General features: G+C 43.7%; 12 protein-coding genes and 4 tRNA genes. 13 read left to right on the top strand and 3 right to left on the bottom strand.

Going from position 1 to position 16,030, the window contains the following annotated elements; all coding sequences use genetic code 11:
- Positions 1 to 132: 132 nt before the first annotated feature.
- Positions 133 to 1,173: a helix-turn-helix domain-containing protein gene (locus F955_RS03690; RefSeq protein ID WP_004891509.1), complete on the top strand. Its 1,041-nt coding sequence runs from the start codon at positions 133 to 135 to the stop codon at positions 1,171 to 1,173.
- A 47-nt stretch (positions 1,174 to 1,220) separates the two neighbouring features.
- Here F955_RS03690 and F955_RS03695 read toward each other — a convergent pair whose 3' ends face one another.
- Entirely contained in the window at positions 1,221 to 2,555 is a 1,335-nt protein-coding gene (locus F955_RS03695; RefSeq protein ID WP_004891512.1) for a Na+/H+ antiporter NhaC family protein, read from the bottom strand.
- Positions 2,556 to 2,922: 367 nt separating this feature from the next.
- On the opposite strand from F955_RS03695, the gene trpA reads away from it, so the two are divergent.
- Genes trpA through F955_RS03715 form a run of 4 tightly spaced genes read left to right on the top strand, consistent with a single transcriptional unit; the run spans position 2,923 to position 6,930 of the window.
- Entirely contained in the window at positions 2,923 to 3,726 is an 804-nt protein-coding gene (trpA, locus tag F955_RS03700; protein WP_004891514.1) for a tryptophan synthase subunit alpha, read from the top strand.
- Entirely contained in the window at positions 3,723 to 4,619 is an 897-nt protein-coding gene (gene accD / locus F955_RS03705; RefSeq protein ID WP_004816134.1) for an acetyl-CoA carboxylase, carboxyltransferase subunit beta, read from the top strand. Before trpA ends, accD begins: the two co-directional genes overlap by 4 nt.
- Complete coding sequence (gene folC / locus F955_RS03710; RefSeq protein WP_004891516.1) at positions 4,616 to 5,902, top strand: bifunctional tetrahydrofolate synthase/dihydrofolate synthase; 1,287 nt, start codon at positions 4,616 to 4,618, stop codon at positions 5,900 to 5,902. The genes accD and folC overlap by 4 nt, the downstream gene beginning before the upstream one ends.
- Entirely contained in the window at positions 5,899 to 6,930 is a 1,032-nt protein-coding gene (locus F955_RS03715) for an SPOR domain-containing protein (protein ID WP_004891519.1), read from the top strand. Before folC ends, F955_RS03715 begins: the two co-directional genes overlap by 4 nt.
- 19 nt (positions 6,931 to 6,949) lie before the next feature.
- Here the strand turns inward: F955_RS03715 and F955_RS03720 are convergent, their stop codons facing one another.
- Positions 6,950 to 7,528 carry a dual specificity protein phosphatase family protein gene (locus F955_RS03720; RefSeq protein ID WP_171058631.1) on the bottom strand — a complete coding sequence of 193 codons (579 nt, stop codon included), beginning with the start codon at positions 7,526 to 7,528 and terminating at the stop codon, positions 6,950 to 6,952.
- A gap of 466 nt (positions 7,529 to 7,994) precedes the next feature.
- Entirely contained in the window at positions 7,995 to 8,636 is a 642-nt protein-coding gene (locus F955_RS03725; RefSeq protein WP_004816142.1) for a peroxiredoxin, read from the bottom strand.
- Between the two features lie 322 nt (positions 8,637 to 8,958).
- Between F955_RS03725 and secA the strand changes: the two genes are divergently transcribed.
- The 8 genes from secA (at position 8,959) to F955_RS03765 (ending at position 15,322) form a co-directional block, all read left to right on the top strand.
- A complete protein-coding gene (gene secA, locus F955_RS03730) occupies positions 8,959 to 11,685 on the top strand; it encodes a preprotein translocase subunit SecA (protein ID WP_004891523.1) in 2,727 nt (908 codons plus the stop codon).
- Between the two features lie 135 nt (positions 11,686 to 11,820).
- On the top strand, positions 11,821 to 12,174 hold the full coding sequence (locus tag F955_RS03735) for a hypothetical protein (protein ID WP_004891526.1): 354 nt from the start codon (positions 11,821 to 11,823) through the stop codon (positions 12,172 to 12,174).
- Positions 12,175 to 12,327: 153 nt separating this feature from the next.
- Positions 12,328 to 13,548, top strand: a complete 1,221-nt coding sequence (gene argJ, locus F955_RS03740; RefSeq protein ID WP_004891528.1) for a bifunctional glutamate N-acetyltransferase/amino-acid acetyltransferase ArgJ — start codon at positions 12,328 to 12,330, stop codon at positions 13,546 to 13,548.
- A gap of 160 nt (positions 13,549 to 13,708) precedes the next feature.
- A complete protein-coding gene (gene nadA, locus F955_RS03745) occupies positions 13,709 to 14,776 on the top strand; it encodes a quinolinate synthase NadA (protein ID WP_004891531.1) in 1,068 nt (355 codons plus the stop codon).
- A gap of 153 nt (positions 14,777 to 14,929) precedes the next feature.
- Positions 14,930 to 15,006 (top strand) — tRNA-Pro (locus tag F955_RS03750).
- A gap of 35 nt (positions 15,007 to 15,041) precedes the next feature.
- A tRNA-Arg gene (locus F955_RS03755) sits at positions 15,042 to 15,118 on the top strand.
- Between the two features lie 34 nt (positions 15,119 to 15,152).
- Positions 15,153 to 15,228 (top strand) — tRNA-His (locus F955_RS03760).
- Positions 15,229 to 15,245: 17 nt separating this feature from the next.
- Positions 15,246 to 15,322: transfer RNA gene (locus F955_RS03765), tRNA-Pro, on the top strand.
- Positions 15,323 to 16,030 lie beyond the last annotated feature (708 nt).

Consider the following 16,030-nt stretch of genomic DNA (forward strand, 5'->3'; position numbering starts at 1 on the left):
CTTGTTGATGTCGATGCTGACAGTATGTCGACCATTACACAAATTGTTTTGACAGTTATTGCCAATTTTTATACATTTTACGCCAAATGAAAATAAAACTTGTCAAATTGCTGCACTCATCGAGAATTACACATGCAGGACATAAGAATATCAAATGGTTATATTCAACTGTGGGCTACGCATCTGCGCAGCCTGAATATAGAACCCCTGCAGGCTGATTTTCTTGAAGATCTAAATACTCCACTGCGCCATTTAATTGATCAGCCTTTTGATACTGAAGTTCCTCTTGAATTATTAAACACAGTTATTGAAAGGACCCAAACGTATCTGCATTGCCCGCAATTAATTTTTGAAATTGTCCATTCTATTCGTCCGGAGCATTTTGGGGTATTGGGTTATATGGCCTCGAAAAGTAGCAGTATTTCCGAGATGATCGGTTATATCATGCGTTTTCAACGGCTAGTAGTGGACGGTAGTGAGTTTGTCCCTCTGCAGATAAAACAGCATGAACAAAGTATTGAACTGTACTGGGATTTTCTGCATGAGAAATACCAGTTACTGAATGAATTAACGATTGCAGCGATGGTGCAACTGGGTCGTTATATTTTACAGGATCATCCGCTGGTATTACGTTGTGTTCGGTTAGCTCATGCACCGTTGATGGCGCAACGGCATTATCAGAAATTCTTTGGCGTGGACGTGCGTTTTTCTCAGGCCCATTATGGTTTTGAGCTGGACTTACAAGATTTACAATTCAGGTCAGAACAGGCTGATCCGATGCTGTTACAGCTGCTCGTCCGCCAGGCTGAAGAAGCCATTGCTACCAGGTCTTCAAATGAATCAATATTACAGCAGGCACGAAAAATTATTGCTGATCAGCTACGTACTGAATATCAAGCAATTAAAATTGAACAACTGGCACAGCAGCTATGGATGTCATCACGGAGTTTGCAGCGTTATTTAAGCGAGCAGGGCAGTTCCTTTAAAAGGTTGCTGGAACAGGAGCGAATGAAACGCTGTGAGATGTTATTACAGCAGGGACTTAGCCTGACTGAAATTGCTCAGCAGCTGGATTATTCTGATCAATCTGCATTGGCGCGTGCCTATAAGGCAGCAACAGGACAAACACTTTTACAGGCACGAAAACTCTTCAATACAAAGGAAGAAAAATAGAAATAAAAAAGCGACCCATAAGGATCGCCGATTTTTACTTTTACTGCTTAAGCATTTGCTTTGAGTCGGGGAAACCTAAATGCAATTGCCAGTACTGCAAAGATCGCCAGAATCCAGCAATAATAAACGCCACCAATCAATTCTACCGGAGACAGCTTGGCAATCGAACAGGCCAGCAATAGTTGTGCGCCGTAAGGAATCAGACCTTGAACTACGCAAGAGAAAATATCCATCAAGGCAGCAGATCGTTTTGGATCAACGCCATATTCTTTTGCCACTTCACGTGCCATATCACCAGACAAGATGATCGCCACGGTATTATTGGCCACAAACAGGTTCGAGAAAATTACCAGAAAACTGATACCAATTTCACCGGCACGTTGACGGCCAACTTTAAATAAACGGGTTAGCGCATAGATGCGTTCAATCAGCCAGCGCAGGCCACCTTCACGTTGCATGATGGCGGACAAACCACCGAGGAACATCGACAGCAAAGCGACTTCGAACATTCCCACAAAACCATCATAAATTGAAGTATTCAGTTTGAGCAGGTCAAACTCTGATGTCGCGAACAGACCAAATAAGCCGGAAAGTAGCACCCCAATAGTCAGCACAGCCAGAACGTGTAAACGGCTAAAGGCCAAGACAAAAACCGCAATATAAGGCAGGACTAATAGCCAGTTAAACTCCTTATATTCTACGCCGCTTGTTGTGCTGGTGTGAAAGAAATAAATCGCAATAGTGACAATTGACGCAGGCACCGCAATCCAGACATTGACCCGGAACTTGTCCCGTAGCTGGACTTTCTGGCTGCTGGTCGCCGCAATCGTAGTATCCGAGATCATCGACAGGTTATCACCAAACATCGCACCACCGACAACAGCACCAATGGCATGAATCACGGTAATATCTGTGGCTTGAGTAAAGCCAAAGGCAATCGGTGCACAGGCAGCAATCGTTCCCATTGAGGTACCCATTGCAGTTGCAATGAATGCCGAAATAATAAATAGCATCGGCAAGATAAATTCTGGTGGAATCACCGATAGACCCATTTGCACGGTGGCATCGACACTGCCAATGGCACTGCTGACACTGGCAAATGCCCCCGCCAGCATAAACACCATGAACATCAGAATCAGGTTAGGATGGCTGGCACCCTTAAGAAATTCTTCAATGCCCTGGTTGAGTTTGCCGCGATACACTAATGCAGCCAAGATAATCGCAGGCAGGGCAGCAACAGGCGCTTTCACCTGATAGAACGCGAACTCGGTTCCAATCATGGTGTGATAAATCCCGCTGCCTAAAAATATTGTTAAAAATACAATAAGCGGCAACAGTGCAATGGCCCGTGCCTGCACTGTAGCTTCTGAATCAGTCTGCATAGGAGATAGAAAAGTAAAAAAGTGCGCGTAGTATAAAGCAGGTTTTGCAATTTCAGAAAACTTTAAATATATGCGCTAACACCTGTGTTTTTATTCAGTTTTTGGTGATAAAAATAAGTTTATCTAAACATTCAATATTTTACAGAATAGCGAAATTAGTCATCTTTGATCATTGAGAAAAAAATCAAAATATTCGTAAATACTGTCTTTCGGGTTGTTCTGAAATCTTCGCGCAGGAAATGAAATACAATACCGCTTCGCTGTGTACTGTTCAATGAACAAAAAATAGCGTTACAATGCGGTGTCTTGTATTTCTACAATAGTCAACGCTTCAAGTTTGAAAACACGTTAAGGAACGCACAACCCTATGTCACGTTTAGCCACACGATTTGGACAACTTAAATCTCAACAGCGTAAAGCTTTAGTTTCTTATGTTATGGCTGGTGACCCGCATCCTGAGGTGACTGTACCTCTGCTCCATCAAATGGTAGATGCCGGTGTCGATGTGATTGAACTGGGTCTTCCATTTTCAGATCCGATGGCGGATGGTCCCGTGATTGCACTTGCTGCTGAACGCGCACTTGCAGGCGGAACCAATACCCTGAATGCTCTGGAAATGGTGAAAGAGTTTCGTCAGAAAGATAACGAAACTCCAGTGGTTCTGATGGGTTATTTAAACCCTGTTGAAGTGATTGGCTATGAAAAGTTCGTGGCTTATGCTCATGAATGTGGAGTCGATGGTGTACTTCTGGTGGATCTGCCACCTGAAGAAGCAGATGATTTGAAAATCGTATTGCAAAAATACGACATGGATCAAATCTTCCTGCTGGCGCCAACTTCGACCGATGCCCGTATTCAGCACGTGGTAAAACAGGCCAGCGGCTTTATTTACTATGTGTCACTAAAAGGGGTGACCGGTGCAGCAACTTTAGATGTATCTGAAGCTGCAGCCCGCATTCAGAAAATTAAGACCGAGACAGATGTTCCTGTTGGCGTTGGTTTTGGTATCAGTGATGCTGCATCTGCGAAAGCGATGGGTGTTGCTGCCGATGCAGTGATTGTAGGAAGTGCGTTCGTGAAGCAGTTTGCAACGCTCGCGCCAGAACAAGCCGTTGTCGAAACGGTGAATAAAGTCAAGGAGCTTCGAGCAGCGCTCGATGAGTTAGTATGAGTCAACCAGTCAAATCAGGCAAAATTCTGAGCCCATCGACCCCATGGACGGAACGTACAGTTCCAGGTATTGATGTTCCTGATGAGCAAACCGCACTTAAGGCGACATTTACTGAGCCAACGATTGAGTGCCCAGAATGTCATGCTTTGGTGACACGTACCGCGATGTCATTTAATGCCTATGTTTGTCCACAATGTGATGAACATCTGAGAATGAAGGCACGTGACCGTCTGAACTGGTTCTTTGACCAGGTACAGACAGAAATGGGGCAAGAATTTAAGGCAAAAGATCCATTAAAATTTGTCGACAGCAAAGCCTATCCAGACCGCATGTCAGAAGCGCAGAAAAAAACTGGCGAAACTGAAGCCTTAGTTGTGATGCAGGGTCAGCTGAAAGGCGTAGCAATGATTGCAACTGCTTTTGAATTTGATTTCATGGGCGGTTCAATGGGTACTGTGGTGGGTGACCGTTTTGTGCAAGCCGCTGAACGTGCGATTGAACTGCAACAGCCATTGATCTGTTTTGCCGCTTCAGGTGGAGCACGTATGCAGGAAGGCATGTTGTCTTTGATGCAGATGGCTCGTACATCAGCTGCAATCCAGCGTCTGAAAGAAGCAGGTCTGCCATACGTAGTCGTGCTTACCCATCCGGTTTATGGTGGTGTAACTGCATCTCTGGCTATGTTAGGTGATGTGCATATTGCTGAACCGAAAGCAATGATCGGTTTTGCGGGTAAACGTGTCATCGAACAAACAGTACGTGAAAAGCTGGAAGAACCTTTCCAACGTGCAGAATATTTGCTTGATCATGGTGTGATCGACCAAATTGTTCACCGTCATGCATTACGTGATACAGTCTATCGTATTGTCACGAAATTGATGAATTTGCCTTGAACACAGCAGCACCTTTAGCAACAGATTCTTTAGATACATGGCTCGATTATTGGAGCCATGTTCACGTTACGGGTATTGATTTAGGTCTGGAACGGGTCATTCCAGTCGCTGAAAAGCTGGGCGTTACACAGCCTGAAGCCAAAGTGCTGACCGTTGCTGGAACCAATGGTAAAGGTTCGACCACGACCACCTTGGCCGCCATTCTAAATGCACAAGGTTTGAAGGTGGGTCTGTATCAATCCCCGCATGTGTATCGCTTTAATGAGCGCGTCAAACTATGCGGTATTGAAGTTGAAGATCAGTTGCTGGTAGATGCTTTTGTTGAAGTTGATCAGGCTCGCCGCGAATGTGGTTTGAGCCTGTCTTTCTTTGAAGCAACCACACTCGCTGCCTTTGTTATTTTTAAAAATGAAGCGTGTGATGTATGGGTGCTGGAAGTAGGGTTGGGTGGTCGTCTGGACGTGGTCAATGTCGTCAATCCAGACGTTGCAGTGATTACCAATATTGGTCTGGACCATACCGACTGGCTCGGTGATACTATTGAAAAAATTGCCTTTGAAAAAGCCGGCATTATCCGCCCAAATATTCCGGTGGTTTTTGGCGGACAGCAGGACATTCCTCAAGCGATTTTAGATAAGGCTGCCGAATGTACAGCGCCGTTATATACCATCAATCGTGATTATTTTTATGAAGCCTTTGAAGATGGTGCATCCTGGAGTTTTGCATCTTCCGGGACAACACTGAAACTTCCGACAGGTTCATTGGCACTGGATAATATCTCGACAGCTGTTGCAGCAATTCTGGTGAGTGGTCTGGAAGTCAGTCAGGAAGCCATTGCACAAGGAATTCAGACGGCAAAATTGCCAGGTCGTTTTGAGATTCGTGAAATTACAAATAAAACTGTGATATTTGATGCCGGGCATAATCCGCATGGGGTCGAGTTCCTGTTAAAACAGTTAAGTCACTATTTAAATCATCATTCGCAGATTTCGGAAGTAGTCTGTGTCTTTTCGATGTTAGGTGATAAAGATATAAATTCTGTAGTCGGGTTATTGAAAGACAGTATCCGATTATGGAAAATTGCACCGTTAAATGTTCCACGTGCAGCAGAGCTGTCGGTATTGACTGATGCTTTAGCCGGGCAAGCGGTGGAAACCTATAACAATGTTAAATTAGCTTTTCAATCAGCGCTGGATGAAACGAATAATAATCAGCTGATCTTAGTGTGTGGTTCATTTCATACGTTAGAAGCGGTATGGGAGTATTTGGAAGAATGTCAATGAATAACAAACAACGCTGGATGGGAGGCGTTGTTTTATTAGGTGGTGGTGTTTTATTGGCAGCATTACTCCTGAAAGGCAAAGCAGAAATTGATCATCATAGTGTGAATGTGCCAGAACAGCCAGCTCAGGTAGAAAGTCGGGATGTAGCTGGTCCGAGTTCATTGACGGTAGATGTTGAAACTGAAAAACGTCTTCTGGAGCAGCAGCGCCGTGACCGTGAAAAGGCCGTAGCTGAGCAGGAAGCACGTGCAGCAGAATTCCTGGCGATGCAACAGCAGGCTGAAGCGGATGCAGCACGTAAGGCGGCTGAAGAATATGCTGCCCTAAATGCACACCGTATGGGCCAGCAAAGCTCAGACAATATTCCGCCAGAACTGGTAGAAGATGAACAGGCCAAACAGAAACGTTTAGCCGAGGACAAAGCGGCCGCGCAAAAAAAGCTTGAGCAGCAGAATTTAACCCAGCAGCAAGATTCTTCTGATGCTCTGAAGAAAGAAGCTGAGCGTAAAGCTGCAGAGGAAAAGCGCAAGGCAGAAGAGCGTAAAGCGGCTGAGAAGAAAGAAGCTGAGCGCAAGGCTGCTGAAGAAAAACGTAAGGCGGAAGAAAAGCGTAAAGCCGAACAGCAGAAAGCAGAAGAACAGCGTAAAGCGGCTGAGAAGAAAGAGGCTGAACAAAAAGCCGCCGAAGAGAAACGTAAGGCTGAGGAAAAACGTAAAGCTGAAGAAGCCAAGAAAAAGGCCGAAGCTGAAAAAGCACGTAAGTTGCTGGAAGGCGAAGATGACAAGCAGTGGATGGTTCAGGTGGCACTGGCTGCCAATGAAGCCAATGCTGATGCGATTGCCGCAAAACTGCGTGCCAAAGGCTATAAGGTGACCAAGAGCCCAACCTCAAAAGGAATACGGATTATGGTTGGTCCATCGAAAGACCGTGAAGCAGCTGATGCGATCCGTAAGAAAATCGCCTCTGATGCCAGTTTGAACATGAAATCAGCCTGGGTTAACGATTGGGTGCCTTTAGATAAACGTTAATTTAAGTCTGCTTTAAACTTCAAGATGGATCTGTGAGTTGCTCTCGGATCCATTTTACATTTTCAGGAGTAAATAATTTTTCAATATTGCGCCAGATACTGTGAAAACCATAACCGCCATGTTTCATTTCTGTTACCGCATCATCAATACTCCAGTTCTGAAAAATAATCCGGTACATGGCTACACTGGTACCGGTACGATCAGAACCGTGATAGCAGTGTAATAATACCTTTTCATTATTTTGCCGTGCCTGCTGAATCAGCTGCATCACCTTGAGTAAATCTTCACGTTGCATAGCCCAGGTATGAATGGGTATATGTCTCAGCTTGAGATTTTCATTGTCGAGTATTTCAGAATCTTTATCACGTGAACGCAGGTTAATGACCACATCAATGTCATACTGTTTCAACAAAGGCTTCAGTTCATGGCTGGGCTGTTCACTGCGATAGAGTTCATTACTAATCTGATAGAAATTATATTGTTGATGAATTTCCTGTCCCCAATGCGCAGGACGCTGATATTCTGGTAAGGCAGGTGTAGTCATACAACCAGCTAAGGCAAAGATAGAAACGATAAAAAATGAATAATAATTTTTCATGGTGCTCTGAATTGTAGTTTTAATCACTATTTTAAACAGAATAAAACTTTTCACAAAGAAAAAGCCTGTCTGAAGACAGGCTTAATAGGAAGCTCGATAACCCGGCTCATCAATAGGTTTTAATCACAACATGGAAATGAATATTTATGATTTTGACTATTTGCTTTCCATGGTGGAGAGTTGATTACAGCTTAATTTTAGTTTAATGAGCAACTCGGCTTTAGTTTACCGCTTGAAGCATGGCTTCTCGTCTGCATGCGGAATATATTCCTCAGAACGGAACATTGTTCCTATTTGGAAACTACGCGCTTCGCTTGTCTTGCGAAAAACTAAAGCAACGCTTTAGTTTTAACTCGAAGCATAGCTTCTCGTCTTCTTGCGGAATATTCCTCAGGGCAAGGCAGCACCTTGCTGATCCTTTACTACGCACTTCGTTTGTCTTGCGCAAAATTAAAAAGGAGTCCTTTTAATTTTGCTCAGGCTGGGGCGTTAAACGCAGGTAAGGAGTTACTGCCTTATAACCTTTAGGGAAGCGCTGTTTGATTTCTTCCTCGTCTTTCAATGAAGGAACAATCACTACATCATCGCCCTGTTGCCAGTTGGCAGGCGTTGCCACTTTATGGTTATCAGTCAACTGAAGTGAATCAACCACACGTAGAATTTCATGGAAGTTACGACCAGTCGATGCGGGGTAAGTGATGATCAGACGCACTTTCTTGTTCGGATCAATGATCACCAGAGAACGTACGGTCAGTGTTTCACTTGCATTGGGATGAATAAAATCATATAGGGTAGACACCTTACGGTCCTGATCTGCAATGATCGGAAAATTCACGCTGGTATTTTGAGTTTCATTAATGTCTTTGATCCAGCCATGATGTGAATCTACATCATCTACGGATAAGGCGATAGCTTTTACACCACGCTTTTCAAATTCATCTTTAAGCTTTGCAGTAAAGCCAAGTTCAGTGGTACATACTGGCGTATAGTCCGCTGGATGCGAGAACAGAATGCCCCAGCTATCACCTAAAAAGTCATAGAAATTAATTAGACCTTCGCTTGATTGTTGTTCAAAGTTCGGTGCGGTATCGCCTAAACGTAAAGTCATGATATGTGCCTCAAAATTCTGTTATTGGTTTGGATAAAACTAATATGAACCAGTTTTTTTATAATTAAAAATAGCGTTTTTAGCTTTTCTTATGAGCAAAAGTGCATAAAGATAAAATCCATCTATCTGCTTTTGAATCAAACAGCCATGCATTTTACTATATTGCGTGTTCAAAATTTGCTACATTACGTTGCCTTAGATCTCCGGGCTGGAAGCTGGAATAAGGTTTTTTTATTAAAACCCTTGTAGTTCAAATTTCTAGCACCATAATAAACGACTAAGAACATATTCATTTGACAAGCAAGATTTAGAGAGTCTATTCATGTTGGCAAGTCTGATCGGAGGAATCTTCGGTACCAAAAATGAGCGCGAACTCAAACGCATGCGTAAAATCGTAGACAAGATTAATGCGCTCGAGCCGACGATATCAGCCCTAAGCGATGCAGACTTATCTGCAAAAACTGAAGAATTCAAACAACGATATAATAACGGCGAAAGTCTAGATAAATTACTCCCTGAAGCGTTTGCGGTCTGCCGTGAAGCAGGTAAACGTATTATGGGAATGCGTCATTACGACGTACAGCTGATCGGTGGTATTACCCTGCATGAAGGCAAAATTGCCGAGATGCGTACTGGTGAAGGTAAAACCCTAATGGGTACCTTGGCCTGTTATCTGAATGCTTTAAGTGGTCAGGGCGTACATGTCATTACTGTGAACGATTACCTGGCACAGCGTGATGCTGAGTTAAACCGTCCATTATTCGAATTCTTGGGTTTGAGCATTGGTATCATTTACTCCATGCAAAACCCGGCAGAAAAAGCTGAAGCTTATAAAGCCGATATCACGTACGGTACCAATAACGAATTCGGTTTTGACTATCTGCGTGACAACATGGTGTTCTCGCTGGCAGAGAAAAAGCAGCGTGGTCTGACTTATGCGATTATCGATGAGGTCGATTCGATCCTGATCGATGAAGCACGTACACCATTGATCATTTCTGGTCAAAGTGAAGACTCTTCTCAGCTTTATTCTGCAATCAATAGTATTCCACCAAAATTACATCCGCAAAAAGAAGAGAAAGTGCCGGATGGCGGTCATTTCTGGATTGATGAAAAACAGCGTTCTGTAGAAATCACCGAAACCGGTTTTGAATTTGTTGAAAATGAACTGATTTCTATGGGTTTGCTAGCTGAAGGCGAGAGTCTGTATTCAGCATCTAACCTGAATCTTGTGCATCACGTGACTGCGGCAATTCGTGCGCATTACCTGTATCAACGCAATGTGCATTACATCATCCATGAAGGTGAAGTCATCATTGTTGATGAGAACACGGGTCGTACCATGCCGGGCCGTCGCTGGTCTGAAGGTCTGCATCAAGCGGTAGAAGCGAAAGAGGGTCTGGAAATCCAGCCTGAAAACCAGACGCTTGCAACCACAACTTTCCAGAACTATTTCCGTCTTTATAAAAAACTGTCTGGTATGACCGGCACAGCGGATACTGAAGCTGCGGAAATGAAAGAAATTTATGGTCTGGATGTGGTGCTGATTCCAACCCACCGTCCAATGATCCGTAATGACCAGAATGACTTGATCTACCTGAATCGTGAAGGTAAATACAACGCGATTATTCAGGAGATTCAACGTGTTCATGAAGCTGGTGTAGCACCGATTCTAATTGGTACTGCGACTATCGAAGCTTCTGAAATTCTTTCTGACAAATTGCGAGAAGCGGGCATTCAGCACGAAGTTCTGAATGCAAAACAGCACGAACGTGAAGCAGATATTATTGCCCAAGCTGGTGCACCACGTGCAGTAACCATTGCAACAAACATGGCAGGTCGTGGTACCGATATTTTGCTGGGCGGTAACTGGAAAGCCAAACTCGCTAAAATTGAAAATCCAACAGCTGAAGATGAAGCTCGCTTGAAAGCTGAATGGGAAGATAACCATGAAGCCGTATTGGCCTCAGGTGGCTTGCATATTATTGGTTCTGAGCGTCACGAATCGCGTCGTATCGATAACCAGTTGCGTGGTCGTGCTGGCCGTCAAGGCGACCCGGGTGTATCCCGTTTCTATCTGTCACTTGAAGATGACTTGATGCGTATCTTCGCAGGTGACCGTATCATTGCCATGATGCGTGCCATGGGTCTGCAAGAAGATGAAGCGATTGAGCACAAGATGGTATCGCGCTCAATTGAAAATGCACAGCGTAAAGTTGAAGCGCGTAACTTTGATATTCGTAAAAACCTGTTGAAATACGATGACGTAAATAACGAACAGCGTAAGATTATCTATTCTCAACGTGATGACATTCTGGCCGAAAGCTCGCTACAAGATTACATCGAAGAAATGATCCGCGATGTCATGAAAGGCATGATTGCGAACTATGTTCCGCCAGAATCTATTCATGACCAGTGGGATATTGAAGGTCTAGAACAGGCATTGAAAGAAGACCTGAACTTCGAATTACCAATAGGTCAATGGTTAGAACAGGACCGTCGTCTGGATGAAGAAGGTCTGGTTGAACGTATTACCGATGAAGTGATTAATCGCTACCGCGAACGTCGTGAACAGATGGGTGCTGAATCGGCAGCGACTTTGGAACGTCACTTCCTGTTGAATTCTCTGGATCGTCATTGGAAAGAGCATCTGGCTGCGATGGATTACCTGCGTCAAGGTATTCATCTACGTGGTTATGCACAGAAAAATCCGGAACAGGAATACAAGAAAGAAGCGTACAACCTGTTTGTGAATATGCTGGGTGTGATCAAATCTGATGTGGTGATGGACCTGTCCCGTATCCATGTACCAACTGCTGAAGAACTGGCTGAGATGGAAGCACAGCAACAGGCTCAGGCTGAAGCAATGCGTATCCAGTTGTCTCATCAGGAATTTGACAGTCTGCTGGAGGGTGGGGAAGAAGATCATACCCTGCAAAATGCCAATACAACTTCAGTTGCACCGGTATTTGAAGCGCCTGCAAGTCGTAATGCACCGTGTCCATGTGGTTCAGGTCTGAAATACAAACAGTGTCACGGTAAAATTTAAGTGATATAAAAAATCAGAGCTCCAGGGCTCTGATTTTTTTATGTGAAAAAGTTTTTCAAAAGCACATTTTGAATTGCAGTCCATAACATTAAGTGTTATTTAGTTGCTCATTGGACATCAAATTGCGGACAGACAATGAAAAAAGTATTAAAACCGTTGATGATTGCTGCTTTGGCAATCCCTACATTGAGTTTTGCAGCTTCAGAAACCACAACTGTAGATAAAGTCAAACAAGCCATTGGCCCAACGACTGCACCTGTTCAGGTAGATGCAAGCGGTCAGGTGACTGTGGAAAGCCCTCGTACAGGTATCCGTTATACCTTTGCCAATCCGAACCGTCCGATTGTACTACAAACTGCTGCAATTACTGCTGCCAATGCAGCCAATGCTGATCGTATTGTGGCATCTAATCCGGCATTGTCCACGACTAGTCAGCAACAGGCGAAACAAGCATTGCTAAATGAAGCTGCCCAGCTGGCAAAAAACTAAGTTTTGCTGAGCTTAATAAAACCAGTCACTATGCTGGTTTTTTATTGTGAAAAACCATAAGAAAAGTGAGCGTCTATCAGGCTTTGGCTCGATTTTTTGTCTCAGATCAACTAAGCTGTATTTTTCTAAAACTTCAATATTGGACATTTTAAAATGGCAGTTGGTGACGTATCTATGCCACAGATGCATGTGGTGAAAGGGGTAAAAATTGGTTCGGCAGAAGCGTATGTGCGTTATCAGAACCGACGTGACCTGGTGATATTTGAACTGGCTGAAGGCTCCAATGTTGCAGGGGTATTTACCCAGAATGCTTTTTGTGCAGCACCGGTTCATGTGTCTAAGGCACATTTGACAGTAGGCAAACCACGTTATTTAGTGATTAATACGGGTAATGCCAATGCTGGTACAGGCCCAACCGGTATGGCAAATGCAGAAGCAACTTGTGCAAAGCTTGCTGAGCTTGCTGGCGTAAAACCAGAGCAAGTGCTTCCATTCTCAACAGGTGTGATTGGTGAGCAACTACCAATGGAGCGCCTATTGAGCGGTTTACAGCCAGCACTAGACTCATTGTGTGATGATGCATGGGTAGATGCAGCGACTGGGATCATGACCACAGACACCACACCAAAAGGTGCTTCTGAACAGTTCGAAATGGATGGCATCACCTATACCATGACTGGTATTTCTAAAGGTGCGGGCATGATTCGTCCAAATATGGCGACCATGTTAGGGTATGTAGCCACCGATGCACCGATTAGCCGTGAACTGGTTCAACAGTTGCTATCTACAACAGTGAACGTGTCATTCAACCGTATTACCATTGATGGCGATACTTCAACCAATGACTCTTGTATTTTTATTGCGACTGGACAGGCGGGCGGTGCTGAAATTAGCTCTACTGAAGATCCACGTTATGCAGTAGTTCTTGAAGTACTTACACGTACCATGAAACGTTTGGCTCAATTGATCGTACGTGATGGTGAAGGCGCGACCAAATTTATCACTGTGGCAGTTGAGGGTGGGGCGAATACACAAGAATGTTGTGATATTGCCTATAGTATTGCCCATTCTCCGCTGGTGAAAACAGCGATCTTTGCTTCTGATCCAAACTGGGGGCGTATCCTGGCTGCGATTGGTTATGCTGGTGTGGCAAACTTAGACGTTGCAAAAATTCAGGTTTGGTTAGATGATGTACAAATCTGTAAAGATGGTGGTGCAGCGGCAGATTACACGGAAGAAGCTGGTGCGCGAGTGATGTCTCAGGCAGAAATGACCATTCGTGTTGACCTTGGACGAGGTACAGCGAAAGATACGGTTTATACCTGTGACCTGTCTTATGACTATGTCCGAATCAATGCGGACTATCGTTCATAATGCTGATTTAATTCAAAAGCCTCCGTTTGGAGGCTTTTTTATACTTTTTAATTTTTTATTGAATGGTCAAAAAAAGGCATATTGCCAAAAATGACCGGTATGTGATGTAGGGTGGATGTCTGGCGTAAGGCAGGCATATAGGAAAAGAGAAGATGTTGTTATGAATGATGCAACCAAACTGATAGCCAATGAAGCCAAATCAATTGTGCAGGCACATTTGGACCGCCTGGGTGAGACGAAAGAGCATCAGTTAAGTGAACAGGCCAAGCAGGAAAAGTTTGCACAGATCCAGGCAGAGCTTAAAAAGCGTGATGCTGTACTGGTCGCACATTATTACTGCGATCCTGAAGTTCAGGAACTGGCAGAACTCACCGGTGGTTGCGTATCTGATTCATTGGAAATGGCTCGTTTTGGTCGCGATCATCCAGCGTCCACTTTGGTCGTCGCTGGTGTGAAATTTATGGGGGAAACTTCTAAAATTTTATCACCGAATAAAACTGTACTTATGCCAACATTAGAAGCGACCTGTTCACTGGATCTCGGTTGTCCTGTCGATGAATTTACCAAGTTTTGCGATGCTCATCCTGATCATACTGTAGTGGTTTACGCCAATACTTCGGCAGCTGTAAAAGCACGTGCGGACTGGGTGGTGACGTCAAGCTGTGCAGTAGAAATTATCGAGCATTTAGATAGCTTAGGTGAAAAAATCATTTGGGCGCCAGATCAGCATCTTGGTCGTTATATTCAAAAGAAAACCGGTGCCGATATGTTGCTATGGGATGGTGCGTGCATTGTGCATGAAGAATTCCGGTCACGTGGCATTGCCAATATGAAAGCGTTGTATCCAGATGCTGCGGTACTGGTACATCCTGAATCCCCTATGTCTGTAGTTGAAATTGCAGATGCTGTTGGAAGTACCTCGCAACTCATTAAAGCTGCTCAGACTTTGCCTAATGAGCGACTAATTGTGGCAACAGATCGCGGTATATTCTACAAAATGCAGCAGGCTGTACCGGACAAGATCCTGATTGAAGCACCAACTGCTGGCGAGGGAGCTACCTGCCGCTCATGTGCGCATTGTCCTTGGATGGCGATGAATGAACTTGATGGTATTCTGCATGTGTTGCAACATGGTGATCAGGAAATTCATGTCGATCCTGCTTTGGCACAACGGGCAAAATTACCACTTGACCGGATGTTGGACTTTAGTGCCAGTCTAAAACGTTAGGATTTGTATAAAAAATGTCTGAAATGCTTGATAAATATACGCTTGAAGCGATTTTTTGATTTTTTTTAAATATAGGTGTTGACGTCTTTGGGCGTCGCGCCTAGAATGCACACCGTACCAAGCGATTAGCTTGATACGAAAGCTGAGATGAATCGGAGCATAGCACAGCCTGGTAGTGCACCTGGTTTGGGACCAGGGGGTCGTAGGTTCGAATCCTACTGCTCCGACCAATTCTTCAAGGCGGATGATAAGTATCATCGGTAAAGCGCTTGTAGCTCAGTTGGATAGAGCATCCGCCTTCTAAGCGGATGGTCACAGGTTCGAATCCTGTCAGGCGCGCCATTTGGTTGCCTGGTATTTTAGAATCAAAATGATGGTGGATGTAGCTCAGTTGGTAGAGCCCTGGATTGTGATTCCAGTTGTCGCGGGTTCGAATCCCGTCATTCACCCCAACTTTTAAAGTTGAAATCGGAGCATAGCACAGCCTGGTAGTGCACCTGGTTTGGGACCAGGGGGTCGTAGGTTCGAATCCTACTGCTCCGACCATCTCCTTAAAGATGGTCGAGATAAAAGATACCGCGTTAAGCGGTTTTTTTATGCCTGAAATTTAATAATTCAAATCAAATTAGAATGAGTTCTTAAATTACTTCTCAATTAGATTACTTATTTCTTTAAGTATTCTGCTTTGTATATTGTCTGACTTTACTGAGATAACTTTGCTTTCGTCTGATGTGATCACTGATTGGTGGTCCAATAATATAACCATAAGTAATAACGATGCTGAAACCATTATTGCGACACTACTTATTGAAAATAACGAGCTTGAAGTAATTATCTATATTTCGCTAAAAGATATTTATCGGGGTTTTTCTTGAGGATATGTTTTAAAAGTATGAAAAATTATTTTTTGAAATGATAAGAATGAGCGGCTGCTAAAATAAAAGATAATGAATATTTAAATAAAAATTATATGAAGAGTAATCAGTTTATATGCAGATTTAGAAAAGTAATGAAGCTTTTTATAAGAAAGACAAAGAAAATATTAAGTAACGTGCCTGATTCTGTACCATTTTTAGTCAAAAGATAGAGAAAAACTGGTTTTTTGTAGAATAAATAAACAGACGGTAATTTTTGTTGAAAAAGGGGGTTGCACGTGGTGTGAAATACTGTAGAATGCACATCCATCGGCGGTGATGAAGATTAAAACTTCTGATAAAACAGTAACTTAGTTAAGATTGGTTGAGTTAGGTTTTA

The organism is Acinetobacter schindleri CIP 107287, assembly GCF_000368625.1.
Lineage (GTDB): Bacteria > Pseudomonadota > Gammaproteobacteria > Pseudomonadales > Moraxellaceae > Acinetobacter > Acinetobacter schindleri.

Excerpts from the sequence above, each read along its gene's own strand:
- trpA (WP_004891514.1), top strand. The coding sequence starts at position 2,923 with ATGTCACGTTTAGCCACACGATTTGGACAACTTAAATCTCAACAGCGT.
- accD (WP_004816134.1), top strand. The coding sequence starts at position 3,723 with ATGAGTCAACCAGTCAAATCAGGCAAAATTCTGAGCCCATCGACCCCA.
- F955_RS03695 (WP_004891512.1), bottom strand. The coding sequence starts at position 2,555 with ATGCAGACTGATTCAGAAGCTACAGTGCAGGCACGGGCCATTGCACTG.
- F955_RS03690 (WP_004891509.1), top strand. The coding sequence starts at position 133 with ATGCAGGACATAAGAATATCAAATGGTTATATTCAACTGTGGGCTACG.
- nadA (WP_004891531.1), top strand. The coding sequence starts at position 13,709 with ATGAATGATGCAACCAAACTGATAGCCAATGAAGCCAAATCAATTGTG.
- F955_RS03720 (WP_171058631.1), bottom strand. The coding sequence starts at position 7,528 with ATGAAAAATTATTATTCATTTTTTATCGTTTCTATCTTTGCCTTAGCT.
- F955_RS03715 (WP_004891519.1), top strand. The coding sequence starts at position 5,899 with ATGAATAACAAACAACGCTGGATGGGAGGCGTTGTTTTATTAGGTGGT.
- F955_RS03725 (WP_004816142.1), bottom strand. The coding sequence starts at position 8,636 with ATGACTTTACGTTTAGGCGATACCGCACCGAACTTTGAACAACAATCA.
- secA (WP_004891523.1), top strand. The coding sequence starts at position 8,959 with ATGTTGGCAAGTCTGATCGGAGGAATCTTCGGTACCAAAAATGAGCGC.
- argJ (WP_004891528.1), top strand. The coding sequence starts at position 12,328 with ATGGCAGTTGGTGACGTATCTATGCCACAGATGCATGTGGTGAAAGGG.
- F955_RS03735 (WP_004891526.1), top strand. The coding sequence starts at position 11,821 with ATGAAAAAAGTATTAAAACCGTTGATGATTGCTGCTTTGGCAATCCCT.